16 protein-coding genes are annotated in these 15,418 nt (G+C 63.3%); 12 read left to right on the top strand and 4 right to left on the bottom strand.

Annotated features, from left to right (window positions below):
* The first annotated feature begins 1 nt into the window (after position 1).
* The 5 genes from H0274_RS08295 to H0274_RS08275 all read left to right on the top strand — a co-directional run bounded on the left by H0274_RS08295 (position 2) and on the right by H0274_RS08275 (position 5,648).
* Positions 2–709, top strand: a complete 708-nt coding sequence (locus H0274_RS08295) for an endonuclease/exonuclease/phosphatase family protein (protein ID WP_226794529.1) — start codon at positions 2–4, stop codon at positions 707–709.
* 262 nt (positions 710–971) lie between these two features.
* Positions 972–1,310, top strand: coding sequence for a P-II family nitrogen regulator (locus H0274_RS08290; protein WP_226794528.1), 339 nt, complete (start codon positions 972–974; stop codon positions 1,308–1,310).
* Between the two features lie 29 nt (positions 1,311–1,339).
* The gene (locus H0274_RS08285; protein ID WP_226794527.1) at positions 1,340–2,746 is read left to right on the top strand and encodes an ammonium transporter; all 1,407 of its coding nucleotides are present in this window, start codon (positions 1,340–1,342) and stop codon (positions 2,744–2,746) included.
* 234 nt (positions 2,747–2,980) lie between these two features.
* Positions 2,981–3,319 (top strand): P-II family nitrogen regulator, encoded by a 339-nt coding sequence (locus tag H0274_RS08280; RefSeq protein WP_226794526.1) that lies wholly within the window; start codon positions 2,981–2,983, stop codon positions 3,317–3,319.
* Between the two features lie 187 nt (positions 3,320–3,506).
* Positions 3,507–5,648, top strand: a complete 2,142-nt coding sequence (locus tag H0274_RS08275) for a tetratricopeptide repeat-containing sulfotransferase family protein (protein ID WP_226794525.1) — start codon at positions 3,507–3,509, stop codon at positions 5,646–5,648.
* A 63-nt stretch (positions 5,649–5,711) separates the two neighbouring features.
* On the opposite strand, the gene H0274_RS08270 is transcribed toward H0274_RS08275, so the two are convergent.
* Genes H0274_RS08270 through H0274_RS08255 form a run of 4 tightly spaced genes read right to left on the bottom strand, consistent with a single transcriptional unit; the run spans position 5,712 to position 8,308 of the window.
* Positions 5,712–6,656 (bottom strand): sterol desaturase family protein, encoded by a 945-nt coding sequence (locus H0274_RS08270; RefSeq protein WP_226794524.1) that lies wholly within the window; start codon positions 6,654–6,656, stop codon positions 5,712–5,714.
* A 3-nt stretch (positions 6,657–6,659) separates the two neighbouring features.
* Positions 6,660–7,061, bottom strand: a complete 402-nt coding sequence (locus H0274_RS08265) for a hypothetical protein (protein ID WP_226794523.1) — start codon at positions 7,059–7,061, stop codon at positions 6,660–6,662.
* A gap of 9 nt (positions 7,062–7,070) precedes the next feature.
* Complete coding sequence (locus H0274_RS08260; protein WP_226794522.1) at positions 7,071–7,508, bottom strand: protein tyrosine phosphatase family protein; 438 nt, start codon at positions 7,506–7,508, stop codon at positions 7,071–7,073.
* A complete protein-coding gene (locus tag H0274_RS08255; protein ID WP_226794521.1) occupies positions 7,505–8,308 on the bottom strand; it encodes a TerC family protein in 804 nt (267 codons plus the stop codon). Before H0274_RS08255 ends, H0274_RS08260 begins: the two co-directional genes overlap by 4 nt.
* A 251-nt stretch (positions 8,309–8,559) precedes the next feature.
* Between H0274_RS08255 and H0274_RS15650 the strand changes: the two genes are divergently transcribed.
* The 7 genes from H0274_RS15650 to H0274_RS08215 all read left to right on the top strand — a co-directional run bounded on the left by H0274_RS15650 (position 8,560) and on the right by H0274_RS08215 (position 15,404).
* Positions 8,560–9,339 (top strand): cold-shock protein, encoded by a 780-nt coding sequence (locus H0274_RS15650; protein WP_319018211.1) that lies wholly within the window; start codon positions 8,560–8,562, stop codon positions 9,337–9,339.
* A gap of 144 nt (positions 9,340–9,483) precedes the next feature.
* A complete protein-coding gene (locus H0274_RS08240) occupies positions 9,484–10,680 on the top strand; it encodes an aspartate aminotransferase family protein (RefSeq protein WP_226794520.1) in 1,197 nt (398 codons plus the stop codon).
* A gap of 4 nt (positions 10,681–10,684) precedes the next feature.
* Complete coding sequence (argF, locus tag H0274_RS08235; protein WP_226794519.1) at positions 10,685–11,611, top strand: ornithine carbamoyltransferase; 927 nt, start codon at positions 10,685–10,687, stop codon at positions 11,609–11,611.
* 9 nt (positions 11,612–11,620) lie between these two features.
* Entirely contained in the window at positions 11,621–12,529 is a 909-nt protein-coding gene (gene hslO, locus H0274_RS08230) for an Hsp33 family molecular chaperone HslO (RefSeq protein ID WP_226794518.1), read from the top strand.
* A gap of 86 nt (positions 12,530–12,615) precedes the next feature.
* Positions 12,616–13,029 carry a hypothetical protein gene (locus H0274_RS08225; RefSeq protein ID WP_226794517.1) on the top strand — a complete coding sequence of 138 codons (414 nt, stop codon included), beginning with the start codon at positions 12,616–12,618 and terminating at the stop codon, positions 13,027–13,029.
* Positions 13,030–13,097: 68 nt separating this feature from the next.
* Entirely contained in the window at positions 13,098–13,811 is a 714-nt protein-coding gene (gene queC / locus H0274_RS08220; protein ID WP_226794516.1) for a 7-cyano-7-deazaguanine synthase QueC, read from the top strand.
* A gap of 27 nt (positions 13,812–13,838) precedes the next feature.
* The gene (locus tag H0274_RS08215) at positions 13,839–15,404 is read left to right on the top strand and encodes an MFS transporter (protein ID WP_226794515.1); all 1,566 of its coding nucleotides are present in this window, start codon (positions 13,839–13,841) and stop codon (positions 15,402–15,404) included.
* Positions 15,405–15,418 lie beyond the last annotated feature (14 nt).

Genomic DNA, 15,418 nt, shown 5'->3' with positions numbered 1-15,418 from the left:
CTTGGAAATCCGTTTCGCCAGCTACAACATCCACAAGGCCGTGGGCACCGATGGGCGCCGCGATCCCGATCGCATCCTGTCCGTGCTGCACGAGGTGAATGCCGATATCGTCGCCCTGCAGGAAGTGGACCGCCGCTTCGGCCGCCGCGCCTCGGTATTGCCGCGCGCGCTGGTGGAGGAGCAGGGCTATGCCATCGCCCATCTCGCGATGCGGCCCGACAGCATGGGCTGGCACGGCAATGCCGTGCTGGTTCGCCGCCATTTCGACGTGCTGGGCACTCATGCCGTGCATCTGCCCACGCTGGAGCCGCGCGGCGCGGTGCGGGCGGAACTGGCGCATGAGGGGCGCCGCCTGCGCGTAGTTGGCATGCATCTGGACCTGTCGGGCATCCGCCGGCGCGACCAGATCCGCGCGGTGACGGGCGATCTTGCCACCTGCGAGGAGGATTGCCCGGCCGTGATGCTGGGCGATTTCAACGAATGGTCGCTGCGCGGCGGCAGCATCCGCGAATTCGGCCACGGCTGGCAACCGATCGCACCGGGGCGCAGCTTCCCCAGCCGCCAGCCCCTCGCCCCGCTGGACCGGATCGTCTTCTCGCGCGGATGGGACGTGCTGGACCACGGCGTTCATCATAGCGCGCTTGCGGTGGCCGCATCGGACCACCTGCCGATCTGGGCCGTGGCGCGACTGGGCAAAGTACGGAAATAGCCCCGAAAAAGCGCCTCTGTTCTCGGCCAAGCCATCTTACGGAGAATTTGCACAGTAATGCGGCAGCTATTGTCCGCGTGTGCAGGGAATAGACTGCCTAAAAAATAGGCATCTGCCCAAGATTCGGGCTGGCCCTTGTGCTTAACCACCGGGAAAGAATCGCAAATCCTGCTCTAAGTGCCGGAATCCCTCATTTGGCACGCTGCTTGCTATCCCTCATCTTAGCCGGGGAGTGTCGCCGGTAAGCAGACAGGGGTTTGAGATGAAATTCATCATCGCCATCATCAAACCGTTCAAGCTCGACGAGGTGCGTGAAGCTCTCGGCGCCATTGGCGTCGCAGGCATGACCGTGTCCGAGGTCAAGGGCTTCGGGCGGCAGAAAGGCCAGACCGAGATCTATCGCGGTGCGGAATATTCCACGAATATGCTGCCCAAAGTGAAGATCGAGATCGCCGCAACCGACGCGATCGCCGCCCAGGTAGTCGAAACCATCCAGCAGACGGCCAGCACCGAGAGCATCGGTGACGGCAAGATCTTCGTGCTGGATCTCGCTTCCGCAACGCGCATCCGCACCGGCGAAGCCGGGGATACCGCGCTGTGAGCCGGCCGCATCACTTGAGGGGTACTACTATGATCCGCAAACTCGCTTGCGGCGTCGGCGCGCTTGGCGCGTCCATGTTCGCCGCTACCGCCGCCTGGGCGCAGGAGGCTACCCAGGCGGTAGCCGATGCCACCGCGGCTGCCACTGAAGCTGCTGTCGCCGCTGTCCCGGCCCCGGTTGCCGAAGCCGCTACCGAAGCGGCCGCCGCCGTTCCCGATCCGGGCAACAACGCCTGGATGATGACCTCCACCGTCCTGGTTCTCATGATGATCCTGCCGGGTCTCGCCCTGTTCTACGGCGGCCTTACCCGTTCCAAGAACATGCTTTCCACCATGACGCAGATCGGCGCCGTTGCCGCTCTCGCCATGCTGATCTGGGTGATGTGGGGCTATGGCCTCGCCTTCGGTCCCGAAGGCAACCAGTTCATCAGCTGGGGCAAGTTCTTCCTGGCTGGCGTAGGCCCGGATTCGACCGCCGCCACCTTCACCGATGGCGTGGTCATCAGCGAATATATCTTTGTCAGCTTCCAGATGACTTTCGCGGCAATCACTGCGGCGCTCGTCCTGGGCGCGGTCGTGGAACGCATGAAGTTCTCGGCCGTGATGGTCTTCACGGCTGTCTGGCTGACGATCGTCTATTTCCCGATCGCTCACCTCGTCTGGGAAGCTCGCGGCGTGTTCTTCGCCATGGGCGCTCTGGACTTCGCCGGCGGTACCGTGGTGCACATCAATGCCGGTGTCTCGGCGCTGGTCGCCGCGCTGATCCTCGGCAAGCGCAAGGGCTATCCCAACGAACCCATGCCGCCGCACTCGCTGACGCTGACCATGGTCGGCACCGGCCTGCTGTGGGTGGGCTGGTTCGGCTTCAACGCCGGTTCGGCGCTGGAAGCCAATGGCTCTGCCTCGCTCGCCATGATCAACACCTTCGTCGCCACTGCCTCGGCTGGTCTCTTCTGGATGCTGACCGAACGCCTGATGGGCCACAAGGGTTCGGCTCTGGGCTTCTGCTCGGGTATCGTCGCCGGTCTCGTCGCGATCACTCCGGCCGCAGGCAACTCGGGTCCGTTCGGTGCGATCGTGCTCGGCGCGGTGGCTTCGGTGATCTGCTTCTTCGCGGTTGCCAAGCTCAAGCCCGCTCTCGGCTATGATGACTCGCTGGACGCCTTCGGCATCCACGGCGTGGGCGGCATCGTCGGCGCCATCGGCACCGCCATCGTCTTCTCGCCGGCCCTCGGTGGCCCGGGTGGCGATGACTATGTGATCGGTAGCCAGCTGGTCACCCAGGTTCTGGCTGTCGCTGCGACCATCGTGATCTCCACTGTCGGCACCACCATCGCGATCTTCATCGCGAAGGCTCTGACCGGCCTGCGGGTCTCTCCCGAAGTCGAAGTCGAAGGTCTCGACCTCGGCGAACACGGGGAACGCGCCTACAACTGATACCAGGTTTGGCGGGATCGGGGCTCCTCCTCTCCTCCCCCGATCCCGCCTCACGACGTTCCTCCTGCGAACGCAAACTGAACAAGGGCCGGAGCCAGCCGCTCCGGCCCCTTTTTTATGCCTGCTTCACGCACAGCCGTTCAGATTCTGACGCGCTTCACTGGACGCGGGGGCAGCTTGCTGCTTTGGTGGGGAGGTAACCGGCATGGCCGGAGGGGAAGGAGTTGGATTGAGATGAAATATGTCATCGCGATCATCAAGCCGCACAAGCTCGACGAAGTGCGCGAAGCGCTCGCCGCGATCGGTGTGGCGGGAATGATGGCCAGCGAAGTGAAGGGTTTCGGTAGGCAGAAAGGCCAGACCGAGATCTATCGCGGGGCCGAATATGCCACCAACATGGTGCCCAAGGTGAAAGTGGAAGTCGCCCTGCCGGATTCCCTGGCGGACCGCGCGGTGGAAGCGATCCAGCAGGCGGCCAACACAGGCAGCATCGGGGATGGCAAGATCTTCGTGCTCGATCTTCAGTCCGCCCTGCGCATCCGCACCGGCGAAACCGGAGAAACCGCCCTTTAAGGGCCGGTGGCGTGCCGTGTTTCGCTACGGCCAATGCCTTCCCTTGTCCTACTGATCCTGATCGGAGCGCGCATTTGTCCACATCGCGCCAGGATCAAAGGATTGCGTCCAGATTTTATCGGCCGATATCGGCATCCATTCTCAACGGGATGCCCGGCAAAACACAGGAAGTGACGAAAGCAAGCCCATGCAACAGGCCATGATAGACCGTCGCCTTGAGGAAATTATCCAGAAGGTTGAAAAGGGCACCATGAAGATGTCCGAACAGCAGGCGATCAGCATCGCTGGCTATCTGTTCGGCACCGGGCGCTACAAGCAGGCCGAGAACGTCTGCCGCCAGGTGATCAAGCTTCGGCCGGGAGTGGCCGATGCCCATTCCATCCTCGGCGTGGCGCTGAATGCCCAAGGCAAGCCGAAGGATGCCATCTCCAGCCTGAAGCGGGCGATCAAGCTCGCGCCGAAGAACGCCGCCTATTTTTCCAACCTCGGCGAAATGCAGCGCCAGAGCGGTAATCTGGCGGATGCCATCGTGGCTTTGCAGGAATCCCTCGCTCTCGCTCCGCGTAATGCCCAGGCGCATAACAATCTGGGGATCGCGCGTTTCGACAGCGGCAATATGAAGGAAGCGGCTGAATGCTATCGCAAGGCGATCGAGCTTCAGCCGGATTTCGCGGAAGCCCATAACAATCTGGGCAATGCCCTGCGCCGCACGGGCGACATCGATGGTGCGATCGACGCCTATCAGAACGCGCTGGCCGTTCGCGAACGCTATCCGGAAGCCTATAATAATCTCGGCACGCTGCTGCGCGAGATGGGCAAGAACGAGCAGGCCGAACATGCGCTGCGCAAGGCAATCGGCCAGAACTCCCGCTATGTGGACGCCTATGTGAACCTTGCCTCGCTCTATGCGGCGGATGGGAAGGATGTGGAGGCGCTGCGGCAGCTTGGTGAAGTGCTCAAGATCGCCCCGCGCGAAAAGCGGGCGCTGATCCTCACTGCCCGGCTGCAATGTAAGCGCACCAACTTCGCTGCCGCCGAGCGGGCCTGCCGCATGGTGCTGACGGATGATCCGAAGGAGGCCGAGGCGCTTACCGTACTGGGCATGGTACTGCACGAGCTGGACCGTTACGACGAGGCAGTGGAGCTTCTGGCGAAGGCTGCCGAACTGGCTCCCTCCAATGCGGAAACGCTCAACCTCTATGGCGTAGCGCTCAAGTCGGTCGGCCGGCTGGATGACGCGCGGGCGCAGATTCTCAAGGGCGTGGAGCTTAACCCCCGCATGGTCGGCGCCTATGCCAATCTCAACGATCTGGTCGATTACTCGAAAGAGACCGAACTCTACGAGCGTCTGACCAAGATCGCGGAGAACTTCACCAGCAATAATCGCGAACTCGTGCTGCCGCTCCATTATGCCTATGCCAAGGCGCTGGACGATAATGGCGAGCATGCAAAGGCGCTCGAACACTATATTGCGGGCGGCAGGATCAAACGTTCGCAGCTCACCTATAACGAGGCCGAAACCCACAAGTTCTTCGATGATGTGAAGAATGTGTTCACGGCTGACTTCATCGCCAATCACAGCTTTGAAGGTCTGCCGGGTGACCGGCTGCTGTTCATCGTGGGCATGCCGCGGTCTGGCTCCACGCTGGTGGAACAGATCCTGGCCAGCCACCCCGCCGTCTATGGCGCGGGTGAAGTGAAGTATTTCACGCAGGGCCTCCACCGCCTGCGCGATCGTTTCCCCTCGCTCTCGCGCTTCCCGGAAATGATGACGGAACTGAAGTCCAACCAGCTCAAGCTGCTGGGCGAAGGCTATCTGGAATCGATGTATCGCAATGCGGGCGATGCACGGATCGTCACCGACAAGCTGCTGACGAACTACTTCTTCGTCGGCATGCTGCATGTGCTGTTCCCGAACGCGAAGTTCATCAATACCCGCCGCGATCCGGTGGATTCCTGCCTGTCGGCCTTCACCAAGCTGTTCAAGGACGACATGCCGCACAGCTATGACATGGGCGAGCTGGGCCGTTATTATCGCCAGTACGACGCCTTGATGAAGCACTGGGAAGCAGTGCTGCCCGAAGGCGTTCTCAAGGTGGTGGAATATGAGAATGTCGTGGCCGATACCGAGAAGGAGGCACGCGGCATCATCGAATTCCTGGGCCTCGATTGGGACGAGAAGATGCTGGAATTCCACAAGTCCAGCCGCCCGGTGAAAACCGCCAGCGTCGCCCAGGTGCGCCAGCCGATCTACAAGACGGCGGTGCAGCGCTGGAAGAAATATGGCGATGGCCTGCAGCCGCTGATCGACGCGATCGAGAAGCCCTGAACGGTCCGTGCCGGAATGGAATAAGGGAAGGGGGGCTGCGGCTCCCCTTTTTCCTGTCCGGCTTCAGTTATCGGGTTGCCGGGCCGCCTGTCGCTCTGGCCCCTGTCGCTCTGGCCCCTGTCGCTCCAACTCCTGTAGCTCCATCCAGCGCGCGCGGATCGCGTCGGATGTCTCGCGGCTGCCATCGTGGCTCCAGCCCGGTTCGCGCAGCAGATAGGAGAGTTTGTGCCGCCAGGGCGCTTGCCACAAGTCGCGCGCTATGCCGATCCATTCGTGGAACACTGCCCATAGCAGGTTGAAGCTGCCCAGCTGCTTCACGATGCCATAGCGGATACGGATATCGCCTCGCTCGGGCTGGTATGTGCCGAACAGCTTGTCCCACAGGATGAAAGTGCCGGCATAGTTCCGGTCCAGATAGAGCGGATTGGTGGCATGATGCACCCGGTGGTGGGAGGGCGTGTTCATCACGGCCTCGAACCAGCGCGGCATGCGTCCGATCGCCTCGGTGTGAATCCAGAACTGGTAGATCAGATTCAGCCCGCCGCAGAACAGGATCATCGCCGGGTGGAAGCCGATCAGCGCCAGCGGCAGGCGGAAAATGAAAGTGATCGCGATGAAGCCGGTCCAGGTCTGCCGCAATGCCGTGGACAGATTATAATGCTGGCTCGAATGGTGGTTCACATGGCTGGCCCAGAACCAGCGGATGCGATGGCCGAAACGATGGGACCAGTAATAGGCGAAATCGTCCAGCACGAAGCACAGGGCCCAGGCCCACCACTGCCAGCCGATCGCGAACAGGCGATACTCATACAACTTCACCAGCATCGCCAGCACCAGCGAGGCGGTGAGCGCCCCGGCCACGGTGCTGCCCAGCCCGAAGGCAAGCGAGATTGCCGTATCGCGTAGTTCATAGGCCTGCCGGGCGCGCAGCCGCGCCCAGATCATCTCGCCGAGCACCAGTAGGATGAAGGCGGGAACGGCGTAAGTGACGGGATCGAAATCAGGCACCGTTCAACCCTCCGACGCCGTGATGCGCCTTTCCCACGCTTCGGCTTGATCGCCGAAATCCATGCTTACGGGAGGGAAGGTGCGGTCGGACAGGATCAGGGTCAAGCGGGTTCCGTCACGCGAGACGGCGATGTCCCGATCCAGCAGTCGGGCAGCGAAGCGCGCGCCATGGGGGGCCAGAAGCATGATCTGCCCCTGTCCATCGCGCAGCAGGGCCCCTTTGCCTCCGGTTGCCAGCACGATTTCGCTGGCTGAAAAGCCGCATAGGGCGTTGTCGGCCAGTTCGCGCGCCTCTGCCTCGTCCGCGATCCTGGCATCGCTGCCCAAGGCAAGATATTTCGCGATGAGGACGAGGAAGATCACTCCGGCAAGCGAGCCCGCAAATACGAGCAACTGGCCGTTCATTGGGCGGGCTCAGCCCCGGGCGGCGTATAGCGCATCCATGGCGGCGCGGACGGGCGACACGTCATATCCGGCTGCTGCCGCTGCGGCGGCGACCTCTTCCGGATCGCGCCCGCGCTTCGCTTCGGCCAGAGACCACAGCAGGGTGGAGCGGGTGCCGCTGCGGCAATAGGCCAGCACCGGCCCCTTTGCCTCGCCCAGCGCCTGCGCCATGGAGGCGACATCGTCCTGCGACAGGGTCTGCATCGTCACCGGAATGGCGATGTAATCCATCCCGGCGGCGTGGGCGGCGGCCTCGATCTCGGCCCCGGGGGTCTGATCGTCCGATTCGCCTTCGGGGCGATTATTGACCACCAGCGTCACGCCCAGCGCGGCTGCATCGGCAATCTCGGCCACCCCGATCTGGGGGCTGGCATAGACCGCCTCGTCCAGCTTGCGAAAATCGCTCATTCGGCGGCCCTTCCGTTCGATACGCGCTGGGTGCGGGCATTACGCTTGATCATGTTGAGGCCCTCGACCGCCACGGAGAAGCCCATCGCTGCATAGACATAGCCCTTGGGCACGTGGAAGCCGAAGCCATCGGCGATCAGCACAAGGCCGATCATCACAAGGAAGGCGAGGGCCAGCATCACCAGCGTGGGGTTCTTCTCGATGAAGCGGGCGAGCGGATTGGCGGCCACCAGCATCAGGCCCACGGTGATGATCACGGCGGTGACCATGATCGGCACATGGTCCGTCATGCCGACCGCGGTGAGGATCGAATCGATCGAGAAGACGAGGTCCAGCGCGATGATCTGGGCAATGGCGGCGCCGAAGGCCATCTGCGCCACGCCCTTGTCCTGATCCAGCAATTCGCCGCTCTCGCCCTCAGGGTCCATACTGTGGTGGATTTCCTTGGTGGCCTTCCACAGCAGGAACAGCCCGCCCGCCACCAGAATCAGGTCGCGGCCTGAGAAAGCGGTTTCGAAGCTTGGCTGCCCATGCTCGCCCGGCGCCCCGGAAATGCCCAGATCGAACAGCGGGGTTTGCAAGGTCACGATCCAGCCGATCAGCATCAGCAGCGCGATGCGCATCACAAGCGCCAGCATCAGGCCGATTCGGCGGGCCTTGGCCTGCTGATGCTCTGGCAATTTGTTCGAAAGAATCGCGATGAAGACCAGATTGTCGATCCCCAGCACGATTTCCAGAACGACGAGCGTGACCAGAGCGGCCCATGCGGAAGGATCGGAAAGCAGCGCGATAATATCCATAATGCGGCGCCTTGTGCCCAAGCGCAGCCCTGCTGGCAAGCGCATCGAGCGCCCCTTTTGGGGCGGAAAATCGCAGTCAAGAACGAATCGCTTAAATCGTTCGCACAGGAAACCAAACTGCGTTATACGTGGAATATGTTTGCAGGGCGGGAGTGGGGTGTCCGCCCTCGCATCCGGCGCGTTTCGTCCGCGCGACCGGGTGTCTCGCATCCGCGAAGCATATGTGACGAAGTGAAGGTACGTTAGGTTTCATGGGTTTTGACAGAGGTCGTCGCGGCCGGGGACGCGACAAGAGGGATCATATCGGCGAAGACGGTTTTGACCCTTTCATGGATGGCGGACCGCGGTTCGGTGGCCATGACCGGTTCGGCGATTCCGATCGTTTTGGTGGTGGCGACCGTTTCGGCGGTGGTGATCGCTTTGGCGGCGGACCTCGTGGCGGCGGCGGTGGTGGCGGCTTCGGCGGCCCGCGCGGCGGCGGCGGTGGTGGCTTCGGCGGCCCGCGCGGCGGTGGTGGCGGCGGCGGTATGCCCGCCCAGGTCGTCGGTACCGGCAAGGGTACGGTGAAGTTCTTCAATGCCGGCAAGGGCTTTGGCTTCATTCAGCAGGAAGGCGGCGGTGAGGACGTGTTCGTCCACATCAGCCAGGTCGAACGCGCTGGTCTGGAAGGCCTTGCCGAAGGGCAGGAACTCGCTTTCAACCTCGTGGATCGCGGCGGCAAGATTTCCGCAGCCGATCTTCAGATCGTGGGCGATGTGATCCCGGTCGAGCAGCGTGCGGCAGCGGCGGCAACGCCGCAGCGCCAGCGCACTGGCGAGAAGGCCACCGGCACGGTCAAGTTCTTCAACGCAATGAAGGGCTTCGGTTTCATCACGCGCGACGATGGCGAGGCGGATGCCTTCGTGCATATCAGCGCAGTGGAGCGTTCCGGCCTGTCGCAGCTCAACGAAGGCGACCGGCTTGAATTCGAGCTCGAAGTCGATCGACGAGGCAAGTACTCGGCGGTCAACCTTGTGCCCGTTCAGGGCTGACCAGCCTGCGTTTCGCCCGGTAGTTTGACCGGGCTTCCGCAAAAGCCTAAACGGTAGCGAATGGCGGCCCTTCGGGGCCGCCATTTGTCGTTCCAATAAACCTCACGGATATTTACCCACCCAACAGTCCAAGGGAGTTCCACGATGTCGATCACTCCGCTCATGCCCGTTTACCCCCGGTGCGACGTTCGCCCCGTGCGCGGCGAGGGATGCTATCTGATCGGTGAACGCGGCGAACGATATCTGGACTTTGCGGCGGGCATCGCCGTGAACGCGCTTGGTCATGGCCATCCCCACCTGACCAAGGCGATTCAGGAACAGACCGCCACGCTGATGCACGTCAGCAATCTCTACGGCTCGCCCCAGGGCGAGGCGCTGGCGCAGCGCATTGTCGATAATTGCTTTGCCGATACGGTCTTCTTCACCAATTCCGGCGCCGAGGCGATCGAATGTGCGATCAAGACCGCGCGCCGCTATTTCTACGTCAACGGCCAGCCGAACCGGCACAAGATCATCACCTTCAACAACGCCTTCCACGGGCGGACGATGGGGGCGATCTCGGCCACGAATCAGCCGAAGATGCGTGACGGATTCGAACCACTGGTGCCGGGCTTTGCCTATGCCCCGTTCAACGATCTGGAAGCCGCGCTGGCGCTGGTCGATGACGATACCGCCGGCTTCATGGTGGAGACGGTGCAGGGCGAAGGCGGGATGACGGCGGGCACGCCCGAATTCATCCAGGGCCTGCGCAAGATCTGCGACGAGCGCGGGATGCTGCTGATCCTGGATGAAATCCAGTGCGGCTATGGCCGGACCGGCAAGTTCTTCGCCTATGAGCATTACGGCATCACGCCTGACATCATGACGGTGGCCAAGGGCATTGGCGGCGGCTTCCCGCTGGGTGCCTGCCTCGCCACCGAGGAAGCGGCCAAGGGCATGGTCTTCGGTACGCATGGTTCGACCTATGGTGGCAATCCGCTGGCCATGGCGGCGGGCATGGCGATCCTGGACGTGATGCTGGAGCCCGGCTTCTTCGAGCATGTCACCGCCATGGGCGAGCGCATGCGTTCGGCCTTCGAACAGCTCATGCCGAATCACGATCATCTGTTCGAGGAAATCCGCGGCAAGGGCCTGATGCTGGGCATCAAGCTGAAGGAACCGGCGGTCTCCCGCGATTTCGTGGCACATCTGCGCGACAATCACGGGCTGCTGACGGTTGCTGCGGGCGAAAATGTGTTCCGCGTCCTGCCGCCGCTGGTGATTGACGAGAGCCACATTGCCGAATGTATGGAACGGCTGAGCGAGGGGGCGCGGAGCTATGCGCCGCTTAGCGATGACTGATCCGATGATCCGGCATTTCCTGGACCTCTCCGATGCGGGAGGAGACGCGATCGCGGCGATGATCAACGACGCGATGGAGCGCAAGGCCGCGCGTGCGGCTCTGCCGAAGGGGGCGTCCGATTCGGACGCTCCGCTGGCGGGCCATGTGCTGGCGATGATCTTCGAGAAGAATTCCACCCGAACCCGGGTGAGCTTCGACATGGCCATGCGCCAGCTGGGCGGCAGCGCGCTGATTCTGGATGCGGGCACGACCCAGCTCGGGCGAGGCGAATCGCTGGCCGATACGGCCCGCGTGCTCAGCCGTATGTGCGATGCGATCATGATCAGGACCGACGATCACTCCAAGATCGACGAGCTGGCGCGCCATGCCAGCGTGCCGGTGATCAATGGCCTGACCGACCGTTCGCATCCCTGCCAGATCGTGGCGGACCTGCTGACCGTGGTGGAACATGGCAAGCCTTTGCCCGGCCTGGAAGTCGCGTGGCTGGGCGATGGCAACAATGTGCTGCATTCCATTCTGGAGGCGGCTGGCCTGATGAAGTTCAACGTTCGCGTGGGCACGCCCGCCGGCTATGAACCCGATCCCGAATTCGTCGAGATGGCGCGTGCGGGCGGGGCGGTGGTGACACTCACCAACGATCCGGCAGCGGCTGCGGCCGGGGCCGATGTCGTCGTCACCGATACCTGGGTGTCGATGGGCCAGGCCCATGCCGAGGAAAAGCTGGCCGCCATGGCTCCGTTCCAGGTGAACGAGGCACTGATGGCCGGTGCGGCTTCCGATGCGATCTTCCTGCACTGCCTGCCTGCCCATGTGGGCGAGGAAGTGAGCGAAGGCGTGTTCGAAAGCGCGCAGTCCGTGGTGTTCGACGAGGCCGAGAACCGCATTCACGGGCAGAAATCCGTGCTGCTCTGGGCATTCGGAAAACTCTGAGGACATTGCTTGACTGACGTCGTTCCCATTCTCGAAGACGAGACCGGTTTCGATCGGCTCCTGGCTTTCACGCTGCCCGACCGCGATGCTCGCGGCCGGGTAGTGCGGCTGGGCCCGGTGCTGGACGAAATCCTGTCCGCCCATTCCTATCCGCCGGCGATCAAGTGCGTGCTGGCCGAAGCCCTTGTGATTACGGCGCTGCTCGGTTCCCTGCTGAAGGAGGATGGTAGCCAGATCACGCTGCAGGCGCAGGCCCAGGGCGGGGTCGTCTCGCTGATGGTGTGCGATTATCGCGGCGGCGAGCTGCGTGGCTATGCCCAGTTTGATGAAGCCGGGATGAGCGGGCTGGGCGCCAATCCCTCGCTCGATTCGCTGTTCGGGGAAGGTTATCTGGCCATCACCTTCGATCTGGCGGCCACCGGCCAGCGTTATCAGGGGATCGTTCCGCTGGAAGGCGGATCGTTCGCCCAGGCTTGCGAGAGCTATTTTGCCCAGTCCGAACAGGTGCCTACGCTGATTCGCGCGGGGGTGCGCTCTCAGGGCGATTCCTGCATCGCGGGCGGCTTGCTGGTGCAGCATCTGCCTGAAGGCGAGGAAGGGCGTGAGCGGCTGCATGTGCAGCTCGATCATCCCGAATGGGAACATGTCGCCGTGATGGCTGGCAGCACCCGGCATGATGAGCTGACCGATCCGTCGCTCTCGCTGGAGGCGCTGGTATGGCGGCTGTTCCATGAGGAACGCGAAGTTCGCGTTGAAAAAGGCGCCCGCCTGTCACGCGGTTGCCGCTGCACGGTGGAGCATTACGAGAAGGTGCTGGCGCGCTTTCCCGAAGCCGAACGCGCCGAGATGCGTGACGATCAGGGCAAGATCGTGGTCGATTGCGCCTTCTGTTCGCGGCTGTTCCAAATCGAATTGTAACACGATTCGTCGCTCCTACAGGGCAATTTGCCGTTCAGATAAGTCGTGCTACATGGCCTTCGATGTTGCGGGGCAGAGTTTCACGGATGCGTAAGAAGCCTTTTGCCGGTGCGCGCCCGATCATGGCGATTGCCGGTGTCCTTACAGGAATGACGATTGCGCCCGCGGCCGCGCAGGGGCCGGAACTCGCCATGCTGGACGGGCTGCGCCATGGTGCGTGGGAATTGCGGATCAGGGACGGTGAAGCGCGCAAGCGCATCTGCGTGCGCAACGGGCGCGAGCTGATCCAGATCCAGCACGGCCCGCAGGCGTGCAGCCGCTTCATCGTGGAAGACAAGCCCACTCAGGTGACAGTGCATTACGCCTGCCCCGGCAACGGCTTTGGACAGACCACAATCCGCAAGGAAAGCCCGCAGCTGGTCCAGATCAGCACACAGGGGGTGGCGAGCAAATCGCCCTTCAACTTCACGGCAGAGGCCCGCCATGTGGGGGGCTGCTGAGCGGGCCTGCTGAAGGGGCTTACGAGGCTTTTCTTGCCACTGCCGTGCAGCCGGGCTAGCCCGCGTTGATGGGCGCCAATTCCGGAAATTCCGACAAATCTGCCGTCGTGCTGCTTTCGGGCGGGCTCGATTCCATGGTCTCCGCCGCACTCGCGCAGGAGGCGGGCTTCACGCTTTATGCGCTGACCATCGATTACAATCAGCGCCACCGGCGCGAAATCGACGCCGCCCGCCGGATCGCCAGCCATCTGGGCGTGCGCCGCCATGTCGTGCTGCCGCTCGATCTCAGCCGCTTCGGCGGCTCGGCCCTGACGAGCGATGCGATCGACGTGCCGAAGGATGGCGTGGGAGAGGATATTCCCGTCACCTATGTGCCAGCGCGCAATCTGGTGTTCCTCTCGCTCACTCTCGCCATGGCGGAAGCGAGCGGCGCGCGGGACATATTCATCGGGGTCAATGCGCTCGATTATTCGGGCTATCCCGATTGCCGCCCGGAATTCATCGCCAGCTTTGCCGAAACCGCCCGGCTCGGCACCAAGGCGGGAGTGGAGGGCGAGCCCTTTACTATCCATGCGCCGCTGCAATTCCTGGGCAAGGCGGAAATTGCGCAGGAGTGCATCCGGCTAGGTCTCGATCCGGCAATGAGCTGGTCCTGCTACGATCCCACGCCGGAAGGCTATGCCTGCGGTGCCTGCGACAGCTGCCGCCTGCGCCGCAAGGGTTTTGCCGATGCCGGGCTGACGGACGATACACAATATGCACCGGGCGCCCCGCCGCTATAAACGCACCTTATGGGGGAGGAGAGCAGGATGAACGAGGCCGAGAAACCGGCCGGCCCCTATGGCTGGTATGCTCTGGGCGTGCTGGTGCTGGTCTATATGCTCAATTTCATCGACCGGCAGATCCTCTCCATCCTGGCCAATGACATCAAGGCCGATCTCGGCCTGTCGGATGCCGATCTCGGCTTTCTCTACGGCACCGCCTTCGCGATATTCTATGCCCTGTTCGGCGTGCCGCTGGGGCGGCTGGCGGATGGCTGGCACCGGGTGCGCCTGCTCAGCCTGGGCCTGACCCTGTGGTCGGTGATGACCACGCTTTCCGGCTTTGCCCGGAACGGCGCCACGCTGGCCCTCGCGCGGATCGGCGTGGGTGTGGGGGAAGCGACGGCAACCCCATGCGCCTATTCGCTGATTGCCGACTGGTTTCCTGCCCGGATGCGTGGCACCGCGCTGGGCATCTATTCCGCCGGGCTGTTCATCGGCAGCGGATTGTCGCTGCTGATCGGCGGGGCGATTGTGGAGGCGTGGAACGGCGCGTTTCCGCAAGGCGGTCCGCTTGGGCTGGTCGGCTGGCAGGCGGCCTTTATCGGCGTCGGCCTGCCGGGCGTAGTGCTGGCGCTGTGGGTGCTGACCCTGCGCGAGCCGGTGCGCGGCGCCATCGACGGCCTGCCCACTCCCGGCGATCCACATCCCTGGCGGGTGTTCTTCGAGCAGCTCGTCCAGCTGATCCCGCCGCTCACCCTGATCGACGCCGCGCGGCGGGGGCCGAAGGCGCTGGCGATCAACCTTGCCGGGGCTGCGGTGATCGGCGGGCTGTTCTGGCTGCTTGCCTGGTTGACCGCCAGCACGGCGCAGTTCCTGTTTCTGGGGGTCGGCTATTACGCCGTCTTCAGCTGGGCCTGTGCCCTCTATCACCGCGACCGGCCGCTCTTCACGCTTACCTGGGGATCGCCTGCCTTCATGGGCGTGGTCATCGCCTATGGGGCGGATTGCTTCATCGGCTATACCGTATCCTATTGGGCGGCGCCTTATGCGGAGCGGATGTTCGAGGTGGACAAGGCCGCGCTGGGCCTGCTGATCGGCGCGCCTGCCGCGCTGGGCGGTTTTCTGGGCGTGGTATTCGGCGGGCGGCTGGCGGATCTGTTGCAGGCGCGCTTCGCCGCCGGGCGGATCATGGTGCTGGCCATCGCGCTGATCATGCCGGTGCCGATCATGCTGGTGGGTTACAGCACCGGCAACCCGACCCTGTTCTACATACTGGCCTTCGCGGTGCAATTCGTCACCGCCTCCGCGCTTGGGGCGGCGGCGGCGGCCAGCCAGTCGCTCGTCCTGCCGCGCATGCGGGGAACGGCGACGGGAATTTTCTTCCTCGGAACGACCTTGTGCGGCCTTGGCCTCGGCCCGTTCATGGCGGGCTTCGTATCGGAAGCGACCGGCGATCTGGCCTTTGGCGTCAAATCCACGCTGATCGCGGCGCCCTTTGGCCTGATTGCGCTGGCCATTGCCATTCGCGCCGCGCCGGGGGCCGCCGCGACGCTTGTCGAACGGGCAAAGGAAGAACGAGCGGCGGCGGGCGAGGCAATCCCCGCTGCCTGACCTCGCTTGTTGCG

Source organism: Fulverythrobacter ferritrahens (assembly GCF_020539485.1).
GTDB classification, from domain to species: Bacteria; Pseudomonadota; Alphaproteobacteria; order Sphingomonadales; family Sphingomonadaceae; genus Andeanibacterium; species Andeanibacterium ferritrahens.
Note: the sequence above shows the minus strand (reverse complement) of the source record. Positions and strands in the feature narration are given on the sequence as shown.

What these genes read in the sequence shown, in the direction of transcription:
- H0274_RS08280 (WP_226794526.1), top strand. Translation starts at nt 2,981, where the DNA reads ATGAAATATGTCATCGCGATCATCAAGCCGCACAAGCTCGACGAAGTG.
- H0274_RS08260 (WP_226794522.1), bottom strand. Translation starts at nt 7,508, where the DNA reads ATGAGCGATTTTCGCAAGCTGGACGAGGCGGTCTATGCCAGCCCCCAG.
- H0274_RS08285 (WP_226794527.1), top strand. Translation starts at nt 1,340, where the DNA reads ATGATCCGCAAACTCGCTTGCGGCGTCGGCGCGCTTGGCGCGTCCATG.
- argF (WP_226794519.1), top strand. Translation starts at nt 10,685, where the DNA reads ATGATCCGGCATTTCCTGGACCTCTCCGATGCGGGAGGAGACGCGATC.
- H0274_RS15650 (WP_319018211.1), top strand. Translation starts at nt 8,560, where the DNA reads ATGGGTTTTGACAGAGGTCGTCGCGGCCGGGGACGCGACAAGAGGGAT.
- H0274_RS08255 (WP_226794521.1), bottom strand. Translation starts at nt 8,308, where the DNA reads ATGGATATTATCGCGCTGCTTTCCGATCCTTCCGCATGGGCCGCTCTG.
- H0274_RS08215 (WP_226794515.1), top strand. Translation starts at nt 13,839, where the DNA reads ATGAACGAGGCCGAGAAACCGGCCGGCCCCTATGGCTGGTATGCTCTG.
- H0274_RS08240 (WP_226794520.1), top strand. Translation starts at nt 9,484, where the DNA reads ATGTCGATCACTCCGCTCATGCCCGTTTACCCCCGGTGCGACGTTCGC.
- H0274_RS08275 (WP_226794525.1), top strand. Translation starts at nt 3,507, where the DNA reads ATGCAACAGGCCATGATAGACCGTCGCCTTGAGGAAATTATCCAGAAG.
- queC (WP_226794516.1), top strand. Translation starts at nt 13,098, where the DNA reads ATGGGCGCCAATTCCGGAAATTCCGACAAATCTGCCGTCGTGCTGCTT.
- H0274_RS08290 (WP_226794528.1), top strand. Translation starts at nt 972, where the DNA reads ATGAAATTCATCATCGCCATCATCAAACCGTTCAAGCTCGACGAGGTG.
- H0274_RS08225 (WP_226794517.1), top strand. Translation starts at nt 12,616, where the DNA reads ATGCGTAAGAAGCCTTTTGCCGGTGCGCGCCCGATCATGGCGATTGCC.
- H0274_RS08265 (WP_226794523.1), bottom strand. Translation starts at nt 7,061, where the DNA reads ATGAACGGCCAGTTGCTCGTATTTGCGGGCTCGCTTGCCGGAGTGATC.